General features: G+C 32.3%; 16 protein-coding genes and 1 pseudogene. 12 read left to right on the plus strand and 5 right to left on the minus strand.

Annotated elements, in window-relative coordinates:
* A pseudogene (locus tag B4L98_RS09465) lies at nt 1-263 on the plus strand (DNA mismatch repair protein MutT); the annotation flags it as partial.
* Nucleotides 264-317: 54 nt separating this feature from the next.
* Here B4L98_RS09465 and B4L98_RS09470 read toward each other — a convergent pair.
* Nucleotides 318-770 carry a copper resistance protein NlpE gene (locus B4L98_RS09470; RefSeq protein WP_291060541.1) on the minus strand — a complete coding sequence of 151 codons (453 nt, stop codon included), beginning with the start codon at nt 768-770 and terminating at the stop codon, nt 318-320.
* A gap of 85 nt (nt 771-855) precedes the next feature.
* Between B4L98_RS09470 and B4L98_RS09475 the strand changes: the two genes are divergently transcribed.
* From B4L98_RS09475 to B4L98_RS09505, 7 genes are all read left to right on the plus strand, one after another.
* Nucleotides 856-1,362: a methylated-DNA--[protein]-cysteine S-methyltransferase gene (locus tag B4L98_RS09475; RefSeq protein ID WP_291078093.1), complete on the plus strand. Its 507-nt coding sequence runs from the start codon at nt 856-858 to the stop codon at nt 1,360-1,362.
* A gap of 39 nt (nt 1,363-1,401) precedes the next feature.
* Entirely contained in the window at nt 1,402-2,271 is an 870-nt protein-coding gene (gene lipA, locus B4L98_RS09480; RefSeq protein ID WP_291078095.1) for a lipoyl synthase, read from the plus strand.
* A 79-nt stretch (nt 2,272-2,350) separates the two neighbouring features.
* On the plus strand, nt 2,351-3,109 hold the full coding sequence (locus B4L98_RS09485) for a GLPGLI family protein (protein WP_291078097.1): 759 nt from the start codon (nt 2,351-2,353) through the stop codon (nt 3,107-3,109).
* Nucleotide 3,110: 1 nt separating this feature from the next.
* On the plus strand, nt 3,111-3,881 hold the full coding sequence (locus tag B4L98_RS09490; RefSeq protein ID WP_291078099.1) for a GLPGLI family protein: 771 nt from the start codon (nt 3,111-3,113) through the stop codon (nt 3,879-3,881).
* Nucleotides 3,882-3,926: 45 nt separating this feature from the next.
* Complete coding sequence (locus tag B4L98_RS09495; protein WP_291078101.1) at nt 3,927-5,186, plus strand: CinA family nicotinamide mononucleotide deamidase-related protein; 1,260 nt, start codon at nt 3,927-3,929, stop codon at nt 5,184-5,186.
* Nucleotides 5,187-5,279: 93 nt separating this feature from the next.
* The gene (locus B4L98_RS09500; protein WP_038331876.1) at nt 5,280-5,591 is read left to right on the plus strand and encodes a GIY-YIG nuclease family protein; all 312 of its coding nucleotides are present in this window, start codon (nt 5,280-5,282) and stop codon (nt 5,589-5,591) included.
* A gap of 123 nt (nt 5,592-5,714) precedes the next feature.
* Nucleotides 5,715-6,875: a dicarboxylate/amino acid:cation symporter gene (locus B4L98_RS09505; RefSeq protein WP_291078103.1), complete on the plus strand. Its 1,161-nt coding sequence runs from the start codon at nt 5,715-5,717 to the stop codon at nt 6,873-6,875.
* A 60-nt stretch (nt 6,876-6,935) separates the two neighbouring features.
* Here the strand turns inward: B4L98_RS09505 and B4L98_RS09510 are convergent, their stop codons facing one another.
* The 3 genes from B4L98_RS09510 to B4L98_RS09520 all read right to left on the minus strand — a co-directional run bounded on the left by B4L98_RS09510 (nt 6,936) and on the right by B4L98_RS09520 (nt 10,319).
* Nucleotides 6,936-8,171 carry a DEAD/DEAH box helicase gene (locus B4L98_RS09510; protein ID WP_291078105.1) on the minus strand — a complete coding sequence of 412 codons (1,236 nt, stop codon included), beginning with the start codon at nt 8,169-8,171 and terminating at the stop codon, nt 6,936-6,938.
* A 76-nt stretch (nt 8,172-8,247) separates the two neighbouring features.
* Nucleotides 8,248-9,339 carry an RluA family pseudouridine synthase gene (locus B4L98_RS09515; RefSeq protein ID WP_291078107.1) on the minus strand — a complete coding sequence of 364 codons (1,092 nt, stop codon included), beginning with the start codon at nt 9,337-9,339 and terminating at the stop codon, nt 8,248-8,250.
* 11 nt (nt 9,340-9,350) lie between these two features.
* Nucleotides 9,351-10,319, minus strand: a complete 969-nt coding sequence (locus B4L98_RS09520) for a PASTA domain-containing protein (RefSeq protein WP_286477435.1) — start codon at nt 10,317-10,319, stop codon at nt 9,351-9,353.
* A gap of 91 nt (nt 10,320-10,410) precedes the next feature.
* Between B4L98_RS09520 and B4L98_RS09525 the strand changes: the two genes are divergently transcribed.
* Both B4L98_RS09525 and coaD read left to right on the plus strand, forming a co-directional pair.
* Nucleotides 10,411-11,400, plus strand: a complete 990-nt coding sequence (locus B4L98_RS09525) for a D-alanine--D-alanine ligase (RefSeq protein WP_286477434.1) — start codon at nt 10,411-10,413, stop codon at nt 11,398-11,400.
* A complete protein-coding gene (gene coaD, locus B4L98_RS09530) occupies nt 11,388-11,849 on the plus strand; it encodes a pantetheine-phosphate adenylyltransferase (RefSeq protein ID WP_280050987.1) in 462 nt (153 codons plus the stop codon). The genes B4L98_RS09525 and coaD overlap by 13 nt, the downstream gene beginning before the upstream one ends.
* A 63-nt stretch (nt 11,850-11,912) precedes the next feature.
* Here the strand turns inward: coaD and B4L98_RS09535 are convergent, their stop codons facing one another.
* Nucleotides 11,913-12,509 (minus strand): ribonuclease HII, encoded by a 597-nt coding sequence (locus tag B4L98_RS09535; RefSeq protein ID WP_286494711.1) that lies wholly within the window; start codon nt 12,507-12,509, stop codon nt 11,913-11,915.
* A gap of 102 nt (nt 12,510-12,611) precedes the next feature.
* Here B4L98_RS09535 and B4L98_RS09540 point away from each other — a divergent pair, with 102 nt between their 5' ends.
* Nucleotides 12,612-15,794: a SusC/RagA family TonB-linked outer membrane protein gene (locus B4L98_RS09540; protein WP_286494710.1), complete on the plus strand. Its 3,183-nt coding sequence runs from the start codon at nt 12,612-12,614 to the stop codon at nt 15,792-15,794.
* Between the two features lie 12 nt (nt 15,795-15,806).
* On the plus strand, nt 15,807-17,426 hold the full coding sequence (locus B4L98_RS09545; RefSeq protein ID WP_291078111.1) for a SusD/RagB family nutrient-binding outer membrane lipoprotein: 1,620 nt from the start codon (nt 15,807-15,809) through the stop codon (nt 17,424-17,426).
* Nucleotides 17,427-17,474: the final 48 nt, after the last annotated feature.

Genomic DNA, 17,474 nt, shown 5'->3' on the forward strand with positions numbered 1-17,474 from the left:
AAATAAAAGAAGAATTGAGTTTGGATTTAGTAAGAGAAGAGCTCAATTTTTATTGTCATATTACAGCTGAAGCATATGGAGAACAGAATCTTTTGATGGAACAAGATTGTTTTCTGTACGATTTGAACGAAGAAATAAAACCAACAAATGAAATTGAAGCTTACAACTATTTTACTTTTGAAGAATATTTACAAGAAGAAATTCAAGTAATTGGTGTAATTAAAGTTTTTGAAAAATTGACAGAAGATCATTTATTGAACTAAAATAATTTCAAAAATAGAAGGCAATCCGTAATCGAGATTGCCTTTTATTTTTTATTATTTAGTCTTTTTCAAGATGTATTTATCTGTCAAATTTCCTGTAATTTCTTTTCCTTGTTGATCCAAAACTTTCAATCTGTTTTCTTCAACTTTCAACACTAATGGACTTATATTCGAATTTAAATGTAAAACATTTCCAGAAGCATCCCATTTATAAAATCCTTCGTCTTGATAAACTGTTTCTTTTCCTAAATATTCTTGCTCAATAAAAAAGTTACCATCTTTTTTCAATTCAACAATATATTTTATTCCTTCGCAATCGGCACAAGGTAAAATTCCTTCATATTTCCCAGCCCAATCCAACGAATTCATAGAATTGTGTTCTTTTTTTACAGCTTCTGTAATTTCTTTGAAAGAATCTGTATTTTTTTGTTCTTGTTGAACACCTTTTGATTGACAAGAGAATATAATGAAAGATGCGAAAATACTCGCGAAAATAGATTTTTTCATAAATTAATTTTATGATATTTTTAACAACAAATTTGATACCAAATTACGACTATATTTTTCTAACTTTCAACTAAAATTTTATAAAATGTTTCGCTCAAAAAAAATTCAAACACCTCTTGGAGAAATGCTTGCAATAAAGTCGGAAAAAGGACTTTGTATGTTAGAGTTTTTTGATGGAAAATCGACTGAAAAACACCTCAAAGAAATAGAAAACTTGGGTGAAATTTTGGAAAAAGATGATGAAGTTTTGAATCGTTTAGAAAATGAATTGAACGATTATTTTAAGGGAAATTTAAAAGAATTTAGCATTCCACTTGATTTGATTGGAACAGATTTCCAGAAAAAAGTTTGGAACGAATTAATCAAAATTCCATTTGGAGAAACAAGATCATACAAAGAACAATCGATAGCTGTTGGAGATTTATTAGCGATACGAGCAGTTGCAAATGCGAATGGGAAAAACAAAATTGCAATTGTAGTGCCTTGTCATCGCGTAATTGGCTCAGATGGTTCGTTAACTGGATATGCTGGCGGAAAGAAACGCAAACAATTTTTGTTGGAATTAGAATCGAAACAATTGAATCTGTTTTAGAAAAAATAATTGTAAATTAGCCAATCAGAAAAGTAATGTATGAGTGTTGAGCTATTACCAGATGGAAGAGTAAAAAAACCTGAATGGTTACGTGTAAAATTGCCTACGGGGAAAAAACATCGCGAATTAAGAGGTTTAGTAGATAAATATAAATTGAACACCATTTGCCAAAGTGGAAGCTGTCCTAATATGGGCGAATGTTGGGGTGAAGGAACTGCAACATTTATGATTTTGGGAAATGTATGTACGCGTTCATGCGGTTTTTGTGGTGTAAAAACTGGTCGTCCAGAGCAAGTGGATTGGGCAGAACCAGAAAAAGTTGCGCGTTCTATCAAATTAATGCAAATAAAACATGCGGTTTTAACTTCTGTTGACCGTGATGATTTAAAAGATATGGGATCGATTATTTGGGCAGAAACAATACATGCTGTTCGTAGAATTAGCCCAGGAACGACGATGGAAACATTGATTCCAGATTTTCAAGGAATCGAAAAACACATCGATCGTATTGTAGAAGCTGCTCCAGAAGTGCTTTCTCATAATATGGAAACGGTTCGTCGTTTAACGCGCGAAGTTCGTATTCAAGCAAAATATGATCGTTCGTTAGAAGTTTTACGTTATGCAAAAGAAGCAGGTCAACGTCGTACAAAGACAGGGATTATGCTTGGTTTGGGTGAGTTTGAAGACGAAGTTTTCGAAACAATTCAGGAAGTTGCTGATGCAAATGTAGATGTTATTACAATTGGTCAATATTTACAACCAACGAAAAAACATTTACCTTTGAAAGAGTTTATCACACCAGAACAATTCAATAAATATGAAGATTTTGCACGTGGATTAGGATTCCGTCATGTAGAATCTGGACCCTTGGTTCGTTCTTCTTATCACGCAGAGAAACATATTTTATAAATAGATTTATTATCATATTTTAAAGAGACACAAGTTATTGTGTCTCTTTTTTGTTATATTTAAATCTTAATCACTAAATATGAAGAAACTAATCGCACTAATCATTTTAATTTCAAGCTATACAAATGCTCAATTTTATGAGGTAGAATATGAGACTCAGATTAAAGTAAAATACAATGAAAAAGGTTTAGATTTTTATAAAGAGATTTCTGATCCTGAAGTAAGAAAACAAAATATTGATCAGAATGAAAATCCTCCTGCTTTAGATTTTAAATTTATTTTCAATAATGATGAAGCAAATGTAATTGAATTACCAAAAGTTCAGAATGGGCAAGGACAGATTGTTTTTATAAAGAAAAGTGCACCATATATGTATTTTGGAACAACTTATTTCAATCATGCAAAACAAGAAACGTTGATGCAACAAGATGTTTATGGAAAAAAATATATTGTTTACGATAAAATAAATAATCTTGATTGGAAATTATCAAATGAAACAAAAAATATTCTCGGATATAAAGTACAAAAAGCAACAGCAAATTTTAATGACAGAATATTTGTAGCTTGGTTTGTTCCAGAAATTAAAACAGATTTGATGCTTATTAATTTCAAAAGTCCAGGCGGTTTAGTTCTTGATCTTGAAATTTCTTATGAGGATGAAATGGGGAAATATTTTGGAGTTTATAAAGCAAATTCCATCAAAGAAAAACCTAAATTCAAATTTATTGTTCCGACAAAAGGAAATAGACTTTCGAGCGATGAATTAGATAAAATTTGGGATGACCTTGATAAAAAAAGAAATGACGCTAACAATCAAGGAATAGAAAAAAAGGACTAATATGAAAAAAATAATCGCACTAATCATTCTGATTTCAAACATTGCAAGTGCACAATTTTATGAGGTAGAATACGAAACATTTGTAAGTTATATTAACAATGAAAAAGGTCTTGAAGAGTTAATGAAAACAGAGCCAAGTGTAAGTGAACGAAACAAAATTATTGAAGGAAATGCTAATCCGCCTAAAGAGTATTTTAAATTTATTTTCAATGAAAAAGAAGGCAATGTTAATTACATCAAAAAAGTAAATAATGGACAAGGTGAAATTGCAAGATTTATTATGGTACCTCCTAATTTGAATACCAATTTTAGTTATTACGATTTTGAAAAAGGTTCGTATTTAGAAGAAAGAGATTTATATGGAAAAAAGTTTTTGATCGAAAATAATTTTAAAACATTAGACTTTAAAGACACTGGAAATACAAAAATTATTTTAGGGTACGAAGCAAGAGAAGCTACTTATTCGAAAGATAATGTTAAGTTTACGATTTGGTATGCGCCAGAATTTAAAAAGAATTATAACATTGATATTTACAAAGGAGTTGATGGATTGGTTTTAGAAGAGTTGATTCACGAAACCTACGAAAAAGGTGATAGAATAATTAAGATAAATGCACTTAAAATTAATACTTTAAAAAAAGCAAAAATTGTAAAACCAACAAAAGGACAAAAAGTTACGAATGAAGAGTTTTACGTGATAATGAAAGAAATAAACCGAAAACGAGACGAATTATATGAACAATCTCAAGGAAATGGTATTGATAAAAAATAGATAAAAATCCGAAACTTGCTTAACTTTAAGCAAGTTTTTTTGTGTATGAAAATTAAAGCGACATTACTCACAATTGGTGATGAAATTCTTATCGGACAAATTGTCGATACAAATTCGGCATTTATCGCCAAACAATTGAATACGATCGGGGTTGAAGTGGAAGAAATTATTTCTGTTCAAGACGAAATGAGTCATATTATTGAAGCTTTCGAACGAGGAATTTCTAAATCAGATATTGTAATTGTAACAGGAGGTTTAGGACCGACAAAAGATGATAAAACCAAAGCAGCTTTGTGTCAATTTTTAGATTGTGAATTAATTCAAGAACCTAAAATTTTAGAGAATATTGTTCAATTATTTCAAGCAAGAGGTTACACAAAAGAATTAAATAGTCTGAATCAAGATCAAGCTTTAATTCCAGAAAAATCTACTTTTATTCAGAACAAATATGGAACGGCGCCATGTCTTTGGACTACAATTAACGATAAAATTATCATCAATTTGCCAGGTGTTCCTTTTGAAATGAAAGGTTTGATGCGTGATGAAATTATTCCGAGATTACAAAACCAATTTCAATCAGAAACTATTGTTCATCGTGATATTTTGGTCAGTGGAATTCCAGAAAGTGACTTGGCTCTCTTGGTTGAAAATTGGGAGAATAATTTGCCCGAATTTATTCATTTGGCATATTTACCAAACCGAACATCGATTGATTTACGATTTTCTGCATTTGGAACGAATAAAGAATTTTTACAAAATGAAGTTCAATATCAAATCAATCAATTCAAATTAATTGCTGGTGATTATCTAATTTCAGAAAATTCTGGAAGTGCGCAACAAGTTTTGGGTGATATTTTACAAGAAAAAAGATTGACAATTTCTACAGCAGAAAGTTGTACTGGAGGAAATATAGCAAGTTTGATCACGTCTGTTTCGGGAAGTTCTGCTTATTATTTCGGAACAATTGTTTCGTACGACACTTCGGTAAAAGTAAATTTGCTAAACGTCAATCAATCTAATATTGATGAATTTACAGTTGTTTCGGAACAAGTTGCTGAACAAATGGCAAAAGGTGTTCGAAATCAATTAAAAACGGAAATTAGCATTTCTACAACTGGTGTTGCTGGCCCAAACAAAGGCGAAGACGGAAAAGAAGTTGGAACGGCTTGGATTTCGGTTACAAATGGTCATTCAACATGGAATAAAAAATATTTTTATCCCTATTTAGATCGAGAAGATTTTATCAAAATTGTTTCCAATAATGCACTTAATTTGGCAATTCAGTTTGTGAGAGAGGAGTGTTAAAATAATGACTCATCGACAAGCTCAGAGTGACATAAAAAGATTATAAATAATACTGCGGTCATTCTGAGCATGTCGAAGAATAAAGCTTAGTTTATGAGAAAAATATATTATGTCTACATTATAAAATGTTCTGACAATTCGTATTATGTAGGGGTGACAAATAATCTCCAAAAAAGAATTAATGAGCATAACGATGGAATAGATTCTATGAGTTATACTTTTTCGAGAAGACCAGTTGAACTAGTTTTTAATCAAGAATTTTTAGACGTAAACTATGCAATAATTTTTGAGAAGAAATTGAAAGGTTGGAGTAGAGCTAAAAAAGAAGCTTTAATTAATAATAGATTTGAAGATTTACCTTTATTATCAAAAAATAGAAAAGACTCTTCGACAGGCTCAGAGTGACAATGTTCTTTTTATTTTGAACTTTTTTTAATTCATATAATTTCAAAGATTTAAAATATTTTTTAAAACACATTTAGTCTATTAAATTAATAGAGTTTATATTTGTCGCAAATTTTGTGTCAAATGTTAAAAAAGATTGCGAGCAATACATTATTTCGATTGCTTTTGGGTGTGATTGCCGGTTTGGTTTTAGGAAATTATCTGAACGAAAATACAATTCAAATTGTTTTATCCTTAAAATATTTTACAGGACAATTAATCTTCTTTTTGGTTCCGTTAATTATAATCGGTTTTATAGTTTCTTCAATTACGAAATTAAGCGAAGGTTCAGCTAAAATCGTAGGTTTTTCATTGTTAATTGCCTATTTATCTTCGATAGGAGCGGGGTTGTTTTCGATGATAGCAGGTTATCAAATCATTCCAAATTTATCCATTCCAACTTCAGTTGATTCGTTGCGAGAAGTTCCAAAAATTTTATTTCAATTAGATATTCCGCCAATATTTTCGGTTATGACAGCGCTGGTTATTTCGTTGATGTTGGGAATGGGAATTTTGATTACAAAAGCGAAGGAATTAGAAAAGATTTTTGACCAATTCAAAGACATTGTAGTTCTTTTGGTAAACAAAGTTTTGATTCCGATTTTGCCTTTTTTTATTGCTGCGAATTTCGCAATTTTAAGTTACGAAGGCTCTATTGAAAAGCAATTACCTGTTTTCTTAAAAGTAATTTTGATTGTTATTGTCGGTCATTTTATTTGGATGACATTAATGTATACAATCGCAGGATTTTATCATAAAACAAATCCATTCAAACTCTTAAAATATTATCCACCTGTTTATTTAACGGCAGTTGGAACAATGTCTTCGGCGGCTTCTTTGGGAGTTGCGGTAAAAGCTGTAAATGAGAGTAAAGTGATTAAACCAACAATTTCTAATTTTACGATTCCATTTTTTTCGAATACACACTTATGTGGCTCGGTTTTGACCGAAGTTTTCTTTGTGATGACGGTTTCACAAGTTTTATATGGTCATATTCCAGATGTTGGAACAATGGTAACTTTTGTCTTGCTTTTAGGCGTTTTTGCTGTTGGTGCACCAGGAGTTCCGGGAGGAACAGTTGTTGCTTCGTTAGGATTAATATCAAATGTTTTAGGATTTGATGAAGCTGGAGTCGCTTTAATCTTGACTATTTTTGCATTACAGGATAGTTTTGGAACTGCGTGTAACATTACAACTGATGGTGCATTGAGCATGATTGTAGATAAATATGCTGAAGATAAATAATTTCAACTCATCTATGAAAAGTATAAAAAAATCACTTCGAAATGAAGTGATTTTTTTGTTCTATTTTCTTCTTCCTCGATGAGGGTTTTTTGGTTTTGTATCTTTTTTGGGTTTAAAACCTGTATTATTTTTCTTGAAATTATTATTGTTGCTATTCGCGTCAGGTAATTTATAAAATTCTTTTGGTGTTTTAATCACCGTCACATAATTACCAATTAATTTCTCAATATTTGCCAAATCTCCTCTTTCGTCAGCTGCACATAAAGAAATTGCTTTTCCTTCGCGTCCCGCACGACCAGTACGCCCAATTCGGTGTACATAGGTTTCAGGAACATTCGGTAATTCGTAATTGATTACATAAGGTAATTGATCAATGTCGATTCCACGAGCAGCAATATCAGTGGCAATTAATACTTTTAATTTTTCTTCTTTGAAATCATTTAAAGCACGTTGTCTAGCATTCTGAGATTTATCACCATGAATTGCAGCAGCTGGAATTCCTGCTTTTTCCAAATGTCTTACCAAACGATTTGCGCCGTGTTTTGTACGTGTAAAAATCAAAGTACGATCTTCTGGATGTTCATTTAAAATGCTAACCAAAAGTTTTACTTTCATGTCTTTGTCAACATGATAAACAAATTGCTCAACCGTTTCGGCAGTCGAAGAAACAGGTGTTACGCTGACTTCTTTTGGACGACGAAGAACTGAATGAGAAAATTTTCGAATGTTTTTTGGCATTGTTGCCGAAAAGAAAAGTGATTGTCTTTCTTTTGGAATGATCTCTAAAATCTTTTTGATTTCGTGAACAAATCCCATATCCAACATACGATCGGCTTCATCTAAAACAAAAATCTCTATTTGATTAATTTTTAAATGTCCTTGTCCAATCAAATCTAACAAACGACCAGGTGTTGCAATTAAAATATCAACACCATTTTTGATAGCACCGATTTGTGGATTTTGATTAACACCTCCAAAAATAGCCAAATGTTTTAACGGTAAATTTTTGCCATATAATTTGAAACTTTCGTTGATTTGAATAGCTAATTCACGCGTGGGTGTTAAAATTAATGTTCTAATTTTTCTTCCTTTACTCGGAGAATTTGTTAAATTTTGTAGAATAGGAATCGCAAAAGATGCCGTTTTTCCTGTTCCTGTTTGCGCGCAACCAATAATATCATTTCCTTCTAAAACTAAAGGAATAGATTGCTCTTGAATTTCGGTTGGTTCTGTATATCCAGCCTCTTCAATTGCTTTTAAAATTGGTTCAATTATATTTAATTCTGAAAAATTCATTGATTAAAATCGTGTAAGTTTTTATATAGAAATAGATAAGCACTTCCGTCGAAGTGCTTTATAATTAAAAATAAATCTATTCCATTTCTTTTGCGTTGCGATCAATTTTTTCATCAGGTTCTGTTGCATGAACAGAGTTTACAGAATAATTTCTCCAACGTTCTAAAATATCTATCATATCAGCAGGCATCGGAGATTCGAAATACATACGTTCTCCTGTTGTAGGATGATCAAATCCTAATGTGCGTGCGTGTAAAGCTTGGCGAGGACAAGCTGCGAAACAATTGTCAACAAACTGTTTGTATTTGTTGAATGTTGTTCCTTTCAAAATGCGATCTCCACCATAACGAGCATCATTGAATAATGGATGTCCCAAATGTTTGAAATGCGCACGAATTTGATGTGTACGACCTGTTTCTAATTTACATTCGACCAACGTAACGTAAGAAAAATTTTCCATTACTTTATAATGTGTCACCGCATGTTTCCCTTGATCTCCATCAGGAAAAACAGCCATTTGCATACGATCTTTTAAGTGTCGACCAATATGTCCTGTAATTGTTCCTTCTTGTTCTGCCAAAACTCCCCAAACCAATGCATTGTACAAACGGTCTGTTGTGTGAGCTGCAAATTGTTCTGCTAAACTTGTCATCGCAACTTCTGTCTTCGCAATAACCAAAAGTCCGCTTGTGTCTTTATCGATACGATGCACCAAACCAGGACGCTCCATTTGATCTGACATTGATGGTAAATTATCAAAATGAAACTTTAAGGCATTAACCAAAGTTCCTGTGTAATTTCCATGTCCAGGATGCACAACCATTCCAGGTTCTTTATCAATTACGACAACTTGATCGTCTTCGTAAATAATTTTGATCGGAATATTTTCTGCTATAACTTCATTCTCACGTGGAGGAGTTTCTAACATAATCTGAATAAAATCTCCAGGCTTTACTTTGTAATTCGATTTTACAGATTCATTGTTCACTAAAATGTTTCCGTTATCGGCTGCTTGTTGAATTTTATTTCTTGTCGCGTTCTCAATTCTAACCATTAAGAACTTATCTATACGCAATAACGATTGACCTTTGTCAACCGTTATTGAAAAATGCTCGTATAATTTATTGTCGTCTTCCTCTTGTAAGAAATCTTCTAAATCTTCTGTCATTTATTCTCTTTCTATTCTATAATAACCTCTTCCGGAGCTTTAGGCGCTTCTGTTGGCTTTTGTTGCTCTGTTGGCTGATTATTTTGTTGTTGCTGATTTTGTAAATCTTTGATTTGTTCTTCAGCTTTTTGTGTTATAATATCTTTGTATTGAGAACCACTAATTGTATCTTCTCCAAAGTTTTTGTACTGAATATCTAATTCTTTTAACTGCGTTCTAATTTTATCGCGAGGCTCTGTTGATAACCAAATATCAATTGGTTGACCTTGATCGTAAGTATCCGTAGCAAATGGGAACTGATAAACAACTCTTGCGTTGATTGTGTCATGAGAAGCTCCAATAAATTTGATTTGACCAATCTCGAAGAAATTATCTTTGATTGATTTTTTAGCTTCTGTCAATGTTAAATTAACCAAATTAGGCATTCTAACACCAGATAACATTCCGCGTCCTAATACCAAATCAACTGTCGCAAAACGAGGTAATTGTTCGCCTGCTTTTACAATTTTTCCGTTGTATAATATTTTAAGAACTGCATCTTTTGCTAAATCTGGTTCGTAAATGATTTTTCCGATTTTAAGACCAGAAATTTCTAATTGTGTAAAAGCCAAACGTTTTGATTTTCCAATTAAATCTGGCAATTCAACAGGGCGATATGTTTTCGGATTTGATTTAATAAAAATACGACGACCTTCTTTTACACGCGATTCTGCTGCAGGATAAAAATCCATAATTGCAAAAGGTTTCGTATTTGGATCAAAACGAGAACTATCTACTTCGTATGTCAAACCAAGCTCTTCTAACTTAGCTGTAGCATCAGTAATATTCATTTTAGATAAATCCGGAACTTCAACAAATTCATTGTGATTTGTATACGAATCTAACCAAACGTTAAAAATAAAATGGTAAAGCCCAAATGATAGCGCTATTACAATAGCTACATTCAGCAAAACTTGAATGATTGATTTTACTCCTTTCATTGAAATGATAAATTGTCGCACAAATATAGTTTAAAAATAATATTTATGATTGATGTCAAAGTTCTATATTTGAATAAATTTTAAATTAAACATGTTAAGAGTAGCAGTTGTAGCAGGTGGATATACGGATGAAAGCGTGATTTCGTTGAAAAGTTGCGAGTTAATTTACTCAAGTCTAAATCCAGAAAAGTACGACAGAACAAGGGTTCGAATCTTAAAAGAAGGTTGGTTTGCCGAAATTGATGGCGAAAAATATCCAATCAATAAAGGTGATTTCTCATTTGAAAAGAATGGAGAAAAAATTACGTTTGATGTCGTTTTTAATACAATTCATGGTACGCCAGGAGAAGATGGTTATTTGCAAGCGTATTTTGAAATGATTGATTTGCCATACAATGGATGTCCTTTTTATCAATCTGCCTTAACATTTAATAAAAAAGATTGTATCGCAGTATTGAGTAAATATGGAATTCCACATGCGAAATCAATTTATATTAATCAAGGTGATCAATATTCTGCAAAAGAAATTATCAATCAAGTTGGTTTACCTTGTTTCGTAAAGCCAAATCGTTCAGGATCAAGTTTAGGAATTTCTAAAGTTCATAAAGAAGATGAATTTGAGGCAGCAATGCAAAAAGCTTTTCTTGAAGATAAAGAAGTTTTGATCGAATCTTTCTTAGATGGAACAGAGGTTTCGGTTGGAGTTTTAAATTACAAAGGAGAAACAATGGTGTTGGGAATTACGGAAATTGTTTCGCACACAGAATTCTTTGATTATGATGCAAAATATAACGGTTTGTCTGACGAAATTACGCCAGCTCGTTTAACGCCAGAAGTTGAAGCAAGAGTAAGAGAAATTGCAGCTAAAGCATATAAATGTATTAATATGTCTGGATTTTCTCGTTCAGAATATATTATTGTAAATGGAGAACCGCATTTTATTGAAATGAATACGTTGCCAGGTTTTTCTCCTGCAAGTATTTTTCCTCAGCAAGCTGCTCATGCAGGAATTGCATTGGAAGATTTGATGGATAGTGAAATAGAATTTGCTTTAAATAGACCTTCAGCATGGATAGAGTAGCCGTATTTCCTGGGTCTTTTGATCCAATTACTTTAGGACATTTAGATATTATAGAGCGTGCAGTTCCTTTATTTGACAAAATTATTGTTGCTATTGGAACAAATTCATCGAAGAATTATATGTTTTCTTTGGAGCAAAGAATTAAGTTTATTGAAGATTCGGTTGCGAAATTCGAAAATGTAGAAGTGATTGCTTATAAAGGTCTGACTGTAGATTTTTGTGATAAAGTAAATGCACAATTTATTTTACGTGGACTTCGTAATCCAGCCGATTTCGAATTTGAGAAAGCGATTGCGCACACAAACCGAGCAATTACAAATCATAATATCGAAACAATCTTTTTATTAACATCTTCTGGTAAAGCTTACATCAGTTCAAGTATTGTTCGTGATGTCATGCGAAACGGAGGGAAGTATGAGATATTAGTTCCAGATGTTGTGAGGATTTAGAATAACGTTATATAATATTATATATAAAACGAGAGCATTATATAATGCTCTCATTTTTATTTTCTATAAATCTAAGCTTAATTGATCTGGTAATAATTTAAATGTCATTCTATGATAAGGAGTAGCTCCATATTCTTTTATTGCTAAGCGATGAGCTTTTGTTGGATAACCTTTATTTTTTTTCCAATCGTACATTGGAAATTCTTCGTGGATTTTTTCCATATATTCATCACGATACGTTTTTGCTAAAATAGATGCTGCCGCAATATTCATATATTTTGAATCACCTTTTATAATACACTCGTGTGAGACATCATGATATTTATTAAAACGATTTCCATCAACAACAATCAAATCTTTCGGACAATCTAATTGATCTATTGCTCGATGCATAGCCAAAAAACTAGCGTTTAAGATATTTATTTCGTCAATTTCATTTGGCCAAACAATTCCAATTGCCCAATATTTAGCATTTTCTTCTATAAATGTTCTCAACGAATTTCTTTTCTTTTCAGATAATTGTTTTGAATCATTAATAATTTCATTTTCAAAATCATTTCCCAAAATAACGGCTGCTGCTACAACCGGACCACTTAAACATCCTCTTCCTGCTTCATCGCAACCTATTTCATATTCGTGATTTGATAAAACTTTGTACAATTTTTTATATTTTTAACAAAGTTATCAAAATTTAGCATAAAAAAGTTTTGTAAATGTTATAGAAATCTTAAGTTTATGAAAGTTTTAAAAATGTTTTAACAGATGAGGAGAAATTTAAAAAACTTGTTTGTATTAGGAGGTATTCTTTTAGGAACTTCATTATATGCGCAAGAAAAGACTGTTACAGGAACTGTAACAGACTCTGATGGACTTCCAGTAGCTGATGCTGTTGTAAAAACAACATCAGGAAAAGAAGCTTACACTGACGAAAATGGGGTGTTTAGTATTGAAGCTAAACAAGGAGATTTAGTAACAGTAGAAGCAATGGGATTACCAACTCAAACTTTTTCAGTTGGTGCTGGTTCAGAATATAAAGTAACTCTTAAAGCTTCTGATACAGTAGAGTTAGAAGGGGCTGTAGTAACCGCATTAGGTATTACACGTGAAAAAAAATCATTAGGATATGCTTCGCAAGAAGTTAAAGGAGATGTGATTTCTGCTGCAAGAGGGAGCAACCCTTTAAATTCCTTATCAGGAAATGTTGCAGGTTTGTCAATCTCTAACAACTCTGGTAACTTAGGAGGGTCTACTCGTATTGTTCTTAGAGGGTTACGTTCTATTACTGGAGAAAATAGACCATTGATAGTTATCGATGGTATACCAATGAGTAACAACAACGTTAATGGTTCTGGTGCTTCAAGTGGTAGTGGAGGTCGCGATTATGGAGATGGGGCTTTTGATATGAACCCTGATGATGTTGAATCAATCAACGTATTGAAAGGTGGTCCAGCATCTGCTTTATATGGGTCTCGTGGTGCTAATGGTGTAATTATGATTACGACTAAAAAAGGTAAAAAAGGTCGTGATGAAATAACTATTAACACGGGGGTTTCATTTGATCAAGTAGCAATTAGTCCTAAGCTTCAAAAATCTTATGGAGGTGGATCTAAGGATACGTTTAGTAAAATTACAGTAGATGGAAAACAATATAATATTGTAGAGTATCAAATGGATGAATCTTGGGGGCCAAAATATAATGGTCAAATGGTTCTTCATTGGAATGCATTTAATCCTGAAGATCCAACAAACTATATGGTTGCAAGGGAATGGAAAGCTCCAGCTCATGACGTAGATTCATTCTATAATACAGGTATTACTTATACTAATTCTGCTAGTTTTTCAAAATCTTATGAAAATACGAATGCAAAATTAGCAATATCTAACATTAATCAATCAGGTATTATTCCTAATTCATCATTAAAAAGAACAACTCTTAATTTAGGGATTGATAACAAATTTGGAGATAAATTTCAGGTTTCTGGAGATATGAATTATGTGAGAACAGATGGATTTAATCGTCCTGAGTTTGGATATGGAGATAATTCAGTTATTCAGAAGTTCTATCAATGGGGACAACGTTCGTTAGATTTTGCTGCTTTAAAAAATTATAAAAACAGTAAAGGAGAACAATTATCTTGGAACAGAACTGCTTGGAATAATGCCACACCATTATATTCTGATAACCCATATTGGATTATTAATGAGAATACTTCTGACGATAGACGTGATCGTTTTTATGGAAACGTAAAATTAAGATATGACATCTTACCAGGGTTGTATGCAACTGGAGCTGTTTATGGAGATCATTATAACTTACAAATTCAAGAAAGAGTTGCAGTAGGATCTCAAGCGACATCAGGATATAGTTTATATACTCGTCAATTTACAGAGATGAACTACGAAGGGCGTTTAAACTATGAAAAGAAATGGACTGATTTTAGTGTGAATGCTTTCGCAGGGGTTAATAGACGTCATGAGACAAGATCTAATGTAAATGCAGCTACTTCAGGAGGATTAGTTGTTCCAAATTTATATTCGTTGTCTAACTCAATGGCATCACCAACTGTATCTAATTATAGATCTAAGAAAAGAGTAAATTCTGTATTTGCAGGTGCTTCTTTTGGATTCTATGATGTATTCTATTTAGATGTAACAGCTCGTAATGACTGGTCATCTACTTTACCAGAAGCAAATAACTCGTATTTTTATCCTTCAGTATCTGGAGCGTTTGTTTTCTCAAACTTGATTAAACAAGATTGGTTAACATTTGGTAAAATTCGTGGAGGTTGGTCTCGTGTAGCAAATGATACAGATCCTTTCAATTTAATTGATACATATGCTAATTCTACGTTTACAGGAACTACAAATTTAGGAGATCCTTATTATTTATTACCATTAGCTAAAGCAAATAAAAATTTGAAACCTGAGATGGTAGATTCTTGGGAGGTTGGTTTAGAAATGCAATTCTTTAAAAATCGTTTCGGATTTGATGTTACTTATTATCAACAAAAAACAAACGACTTAATTGTACAAAATACAACTCCTGCTGAAACTGGGTTTACTGCTAAATGGTATAATGCTGGGGTAATGGAAAATAAAGGTATTGAAGCAATGGTGAAGATTACACCAATCCAAACTGAAGAATTTTCTTGGGATTTTGCATGGAACTTTGCAAAAAATGATAACAAAATTGTAGAATTATACGGAGACTTACAATCTATTACATTAGCTCAAGCACCATTTAAAGCTGGGGTTTATGCAATGTTAGGTTCTAAATATGGTCAAATCCGTGGAACTGACTTTATTTATGATGATCAAGGTAATAAAGTAGTTGGGGCTAACGGATTGTATTTATCTTCTGGCGTTAAGAATTTAGGTTCTGTTTTACCTGACTATAACATGGGATTCCGTAACACATTTACTTACAAAGGTGTTTCTTTATCTGCGTTAGTAGATGTGCAAAAAGGAGGTAAATACTTTGCTTTAACAAATATGTGGGGTATGTACTCAGGTATGTTAGAAGAAACAGCAGCAAATGGAGTGCGTGAAAACGGTGTAATTTCTCAGGGTGTTACTGGTTCAGTAAAATCAAATGGAGATGGAACTTATACAGTAACAAATACAGCAGAAAATACAAAAGTTGTTGATGCATCTTCATATTTTGGAAATTATTATTCAGGACCAACATCTCAAAACGTATTTGATTCTGATTACATCAAATTAAGAGAGGTTACTTTATCATATACTTTCCCTAAAAAATGGGCTGGACCATTTTCTAATGTAGTTGTATCTGCATTTGGAAGAAATCTAGCTACATGGGGGTTAGATAATAAGAATTTTGATCCAGAAGTTGCTACAGGAGGTTCAGGAAATGTACAAGGATTAGAAGGAGGGTCTTTACCTTCAACAAGATCATTTGGTATGAATCTTAAATTACAATTTTAATTTTAAAGAGTTATGAAAAAAAATATAGGAAAATATTTGTTAATGGCTACTTTATTAGGTTCTACAGCTATGTTTACTTCTTGTGATACTGGATTGGCAGAACTTAATGAAAATCCGAATAGCCCTGAAATTGTACCAACTTATACAATTTTTAATGGAGCTACAAGATACTTAATGCAAACATCACGTGATGGTTGGTGGTCTGCTCGTATGACATTGCCTTGGATGCAATATACTGCACAAATTAACTACACAGAAGAAGATAAATATCAGTATCGTGATACACAAACTTCAGGAGGTTGGAACTCTTTATTTAGATCAGCATCGAATTTTAAAGATATTATCGATAAGTGTACTTCTTCTGAAACATCTGCTCAAATGGAGCAATATGGAGATTTGAATAATCAAATTGCAATCTCTAGAATTATGTTAGCTTATACATTTGATCAATTGGTTACTAGTTTTGGAGATGTGCCATATTGGTCTTATGGTAATAAAAATGCAGATTTTCAAGCATTACAAATTGATGATTTCGCTACGCCAAAATATGTATCTCAGGAAGTAATTTATGAAGATCTTTTAAAAGAATTAAAAGAAGCTTCTGAACAATTGAACGTTGCTGAATCAGGATTTTTAGCTGGAGATAATATTTATGGAGATAAAGAGAAAACTAAAGCTAATCCAATAGTTCATTGGAAGAAATTTGCAAACTCATTACGTTTAAGAATAGCTAACCGTGTAAAAGCTAAATTGCCTTCAGCGAACGCACACATTACTGATGCAATAGCAAAAGGAGTATTTACATCTAATGTAGACAATGCAATGCAATCTTTTGGAAGTTCTGCTGCAGAAGGTTCTCCATTTTGGGCAACTTTCTTTACAGGAAGTATGCGTACAGATTTTGCAACGAATAAACAATTTATTAATTTATTAAAAGGAGAATCAACTAAAAACTTTGGTGTTGACCCTCGTTTACAAGTTTTTGCTGCTCCAATTGGTCTTAAGAAATCTGAGGTTTATCCTGCTTCTTATTCTGATACAAATGATTTAACTAAGTATCAAGGTATGCCTTATGGTCTTCCAGATACAATGTTATCACTAAATAATGAAACAGCTAAACTTTCATTTACTTCTAAGTATGTAATGACGCCTACTTTTGCTGAAGTATTAATGGAATATGCTGAAGTAGAGTTTATCTTATCAGAAATTAATGGATGGGATGCAACTCATTATAAAGCAGGTGTACAAGCCTCTATGGATAAATGGGGTGTTGATGCAACTAAAGCTACAGCTTATGTAAATGCATTACCAGCTGCAAATCAAGAAAACGTTATTACGCAGAAATATATTGCATTATACATGCAAGGAGCTGAAGCTTGGAATGAATACCGTAGAACAGGTTATCCAAATGGAGGAATTTTATTATTACCAGGTCAAACAGCAAAAGATAATAATGGAGCTACTTATACATTTACTCCATTAATGTCAGGTAATGTTGTTGCTAAAGACTTGCCAGCACGTGTACGTTATCCAATTACACAACCATCGTTAAATGGAGCGAATTATAAAGATGCTTCATCTAAATTAAGCAATGGTGATGAAATTGATTCTAAATTATTTTTTGCTAAATAATAGTATCACATTTTTCTTAATACTTTACAGCTACTTCTACTGAAGTAG

The sequence above is a fragment of the Empedobacter sp. UBA5528 genome, assembly GCF_002426075.1.
Taxonomy (GTDB): Bacteria; Bacteroidota; Bacteroidia; order Flavobacteriales; family Weeksellaceae; genus Empedobacter; species Empedobacter falsenii_B.

Coding starts and splice junctions, on each gene's coding strand:
- B4L98_RS09470 (WP_291060541.1), bottom strand. CDS start 770: ATGAAAAAATCTATTTTCGCGAGTATTTTCGCATCTTTCATTATATTC.
- B4L98_RS09475 (WP_291078093.1), top strand. CDS start 856: ATGTTTCGCTCAAAAAAAATTCAAACACCTCTTGGAGAAATGCTTGCA.
- lipA (WP_291078095.1), top strand. CDS start 1,402: ATGAGTGTTGAGCTATTACCAGATGGAAGAGTAAAAAAACCTGAATGG.
- B4L98_RS09485 (WP_291078097.1), top strand. CDS start 2,351: ATGAAGAAACTAATCGCACTAATCATTTTAATTTCAAGCTATACAAAT.
- B4L98_RS09490 (WP_291078099.1), top strand. CDS start 3,111: ATGAAAAAAATAATCGCACTAATCATTCTGATTTCAAACATTGCAAGT.
- B4L98_RS09495 (WP_291078101.1), top strand. CDS start 3,927: ATGAAAATTAAAGCGACATTACTCACAATTGGTGATGAAATTCTTATC.
- B4L98_RS09500 (WP_038331876.1), top strand. CDS start 5,280: ATGAGAAAAATATATTATGTCTACATTATAAAATGTTCTGACAATTCG.
- B4L98_RS09505 (WP_291078103.1), top strand. CDS start 5,715: ATGTTAAAAAAGATTGCGAGCAATACATTATTTCGATTGCTTTTGGGT.
- B4L98_RS09510 (WP_291078105.1), bottom strand. CDS start 8,171: ATGAATTTTTCAGAATTAAATATAATTGAACCAATTTTAAAAGCAATT.
- B4L98_RS09515 (WP_291078107.1), bottom strand. CDS start 9,339: ATGACAGAAGATTTAGAAGATTTCTTACAAGAGGAAGACGACAATAAA.
- B4L98_RS09520 (WP_286477435.1), bottom strand. CDS start 10,319: ATGAAAGGAGTAAAATCAATCATTCAAGTTTTGCTGAATGTAGCTATT.
- B4L98_RS09525 (WP_286477434.1), top strand. CDS start 10,411: ATGTTAAGAGTAGCAGTTGTAGCAGGTGGATATACGGATGAAAGCGTG.
- coaD (WP_280050987.1), top strand. CDS start 11,388: ATGGATAGAGTAGCCGTATTTCCTGGGTCTTTTGATCCAATTACTTTA.
- B4L98_RS09540 (WP_286494710.1), top strand. CDS start 12,612: ATGAGGAGAAATTTAAAAAACTTGTTTGTATTAGGAGGTATTCTTTTA.
- B4L98_RS09545 (WP_291078111.1), top strand. CDS start 15,807: ATGAAAAAAAATATAGGAAAATATTTGTTAATGGCTACTTTATTAGGT.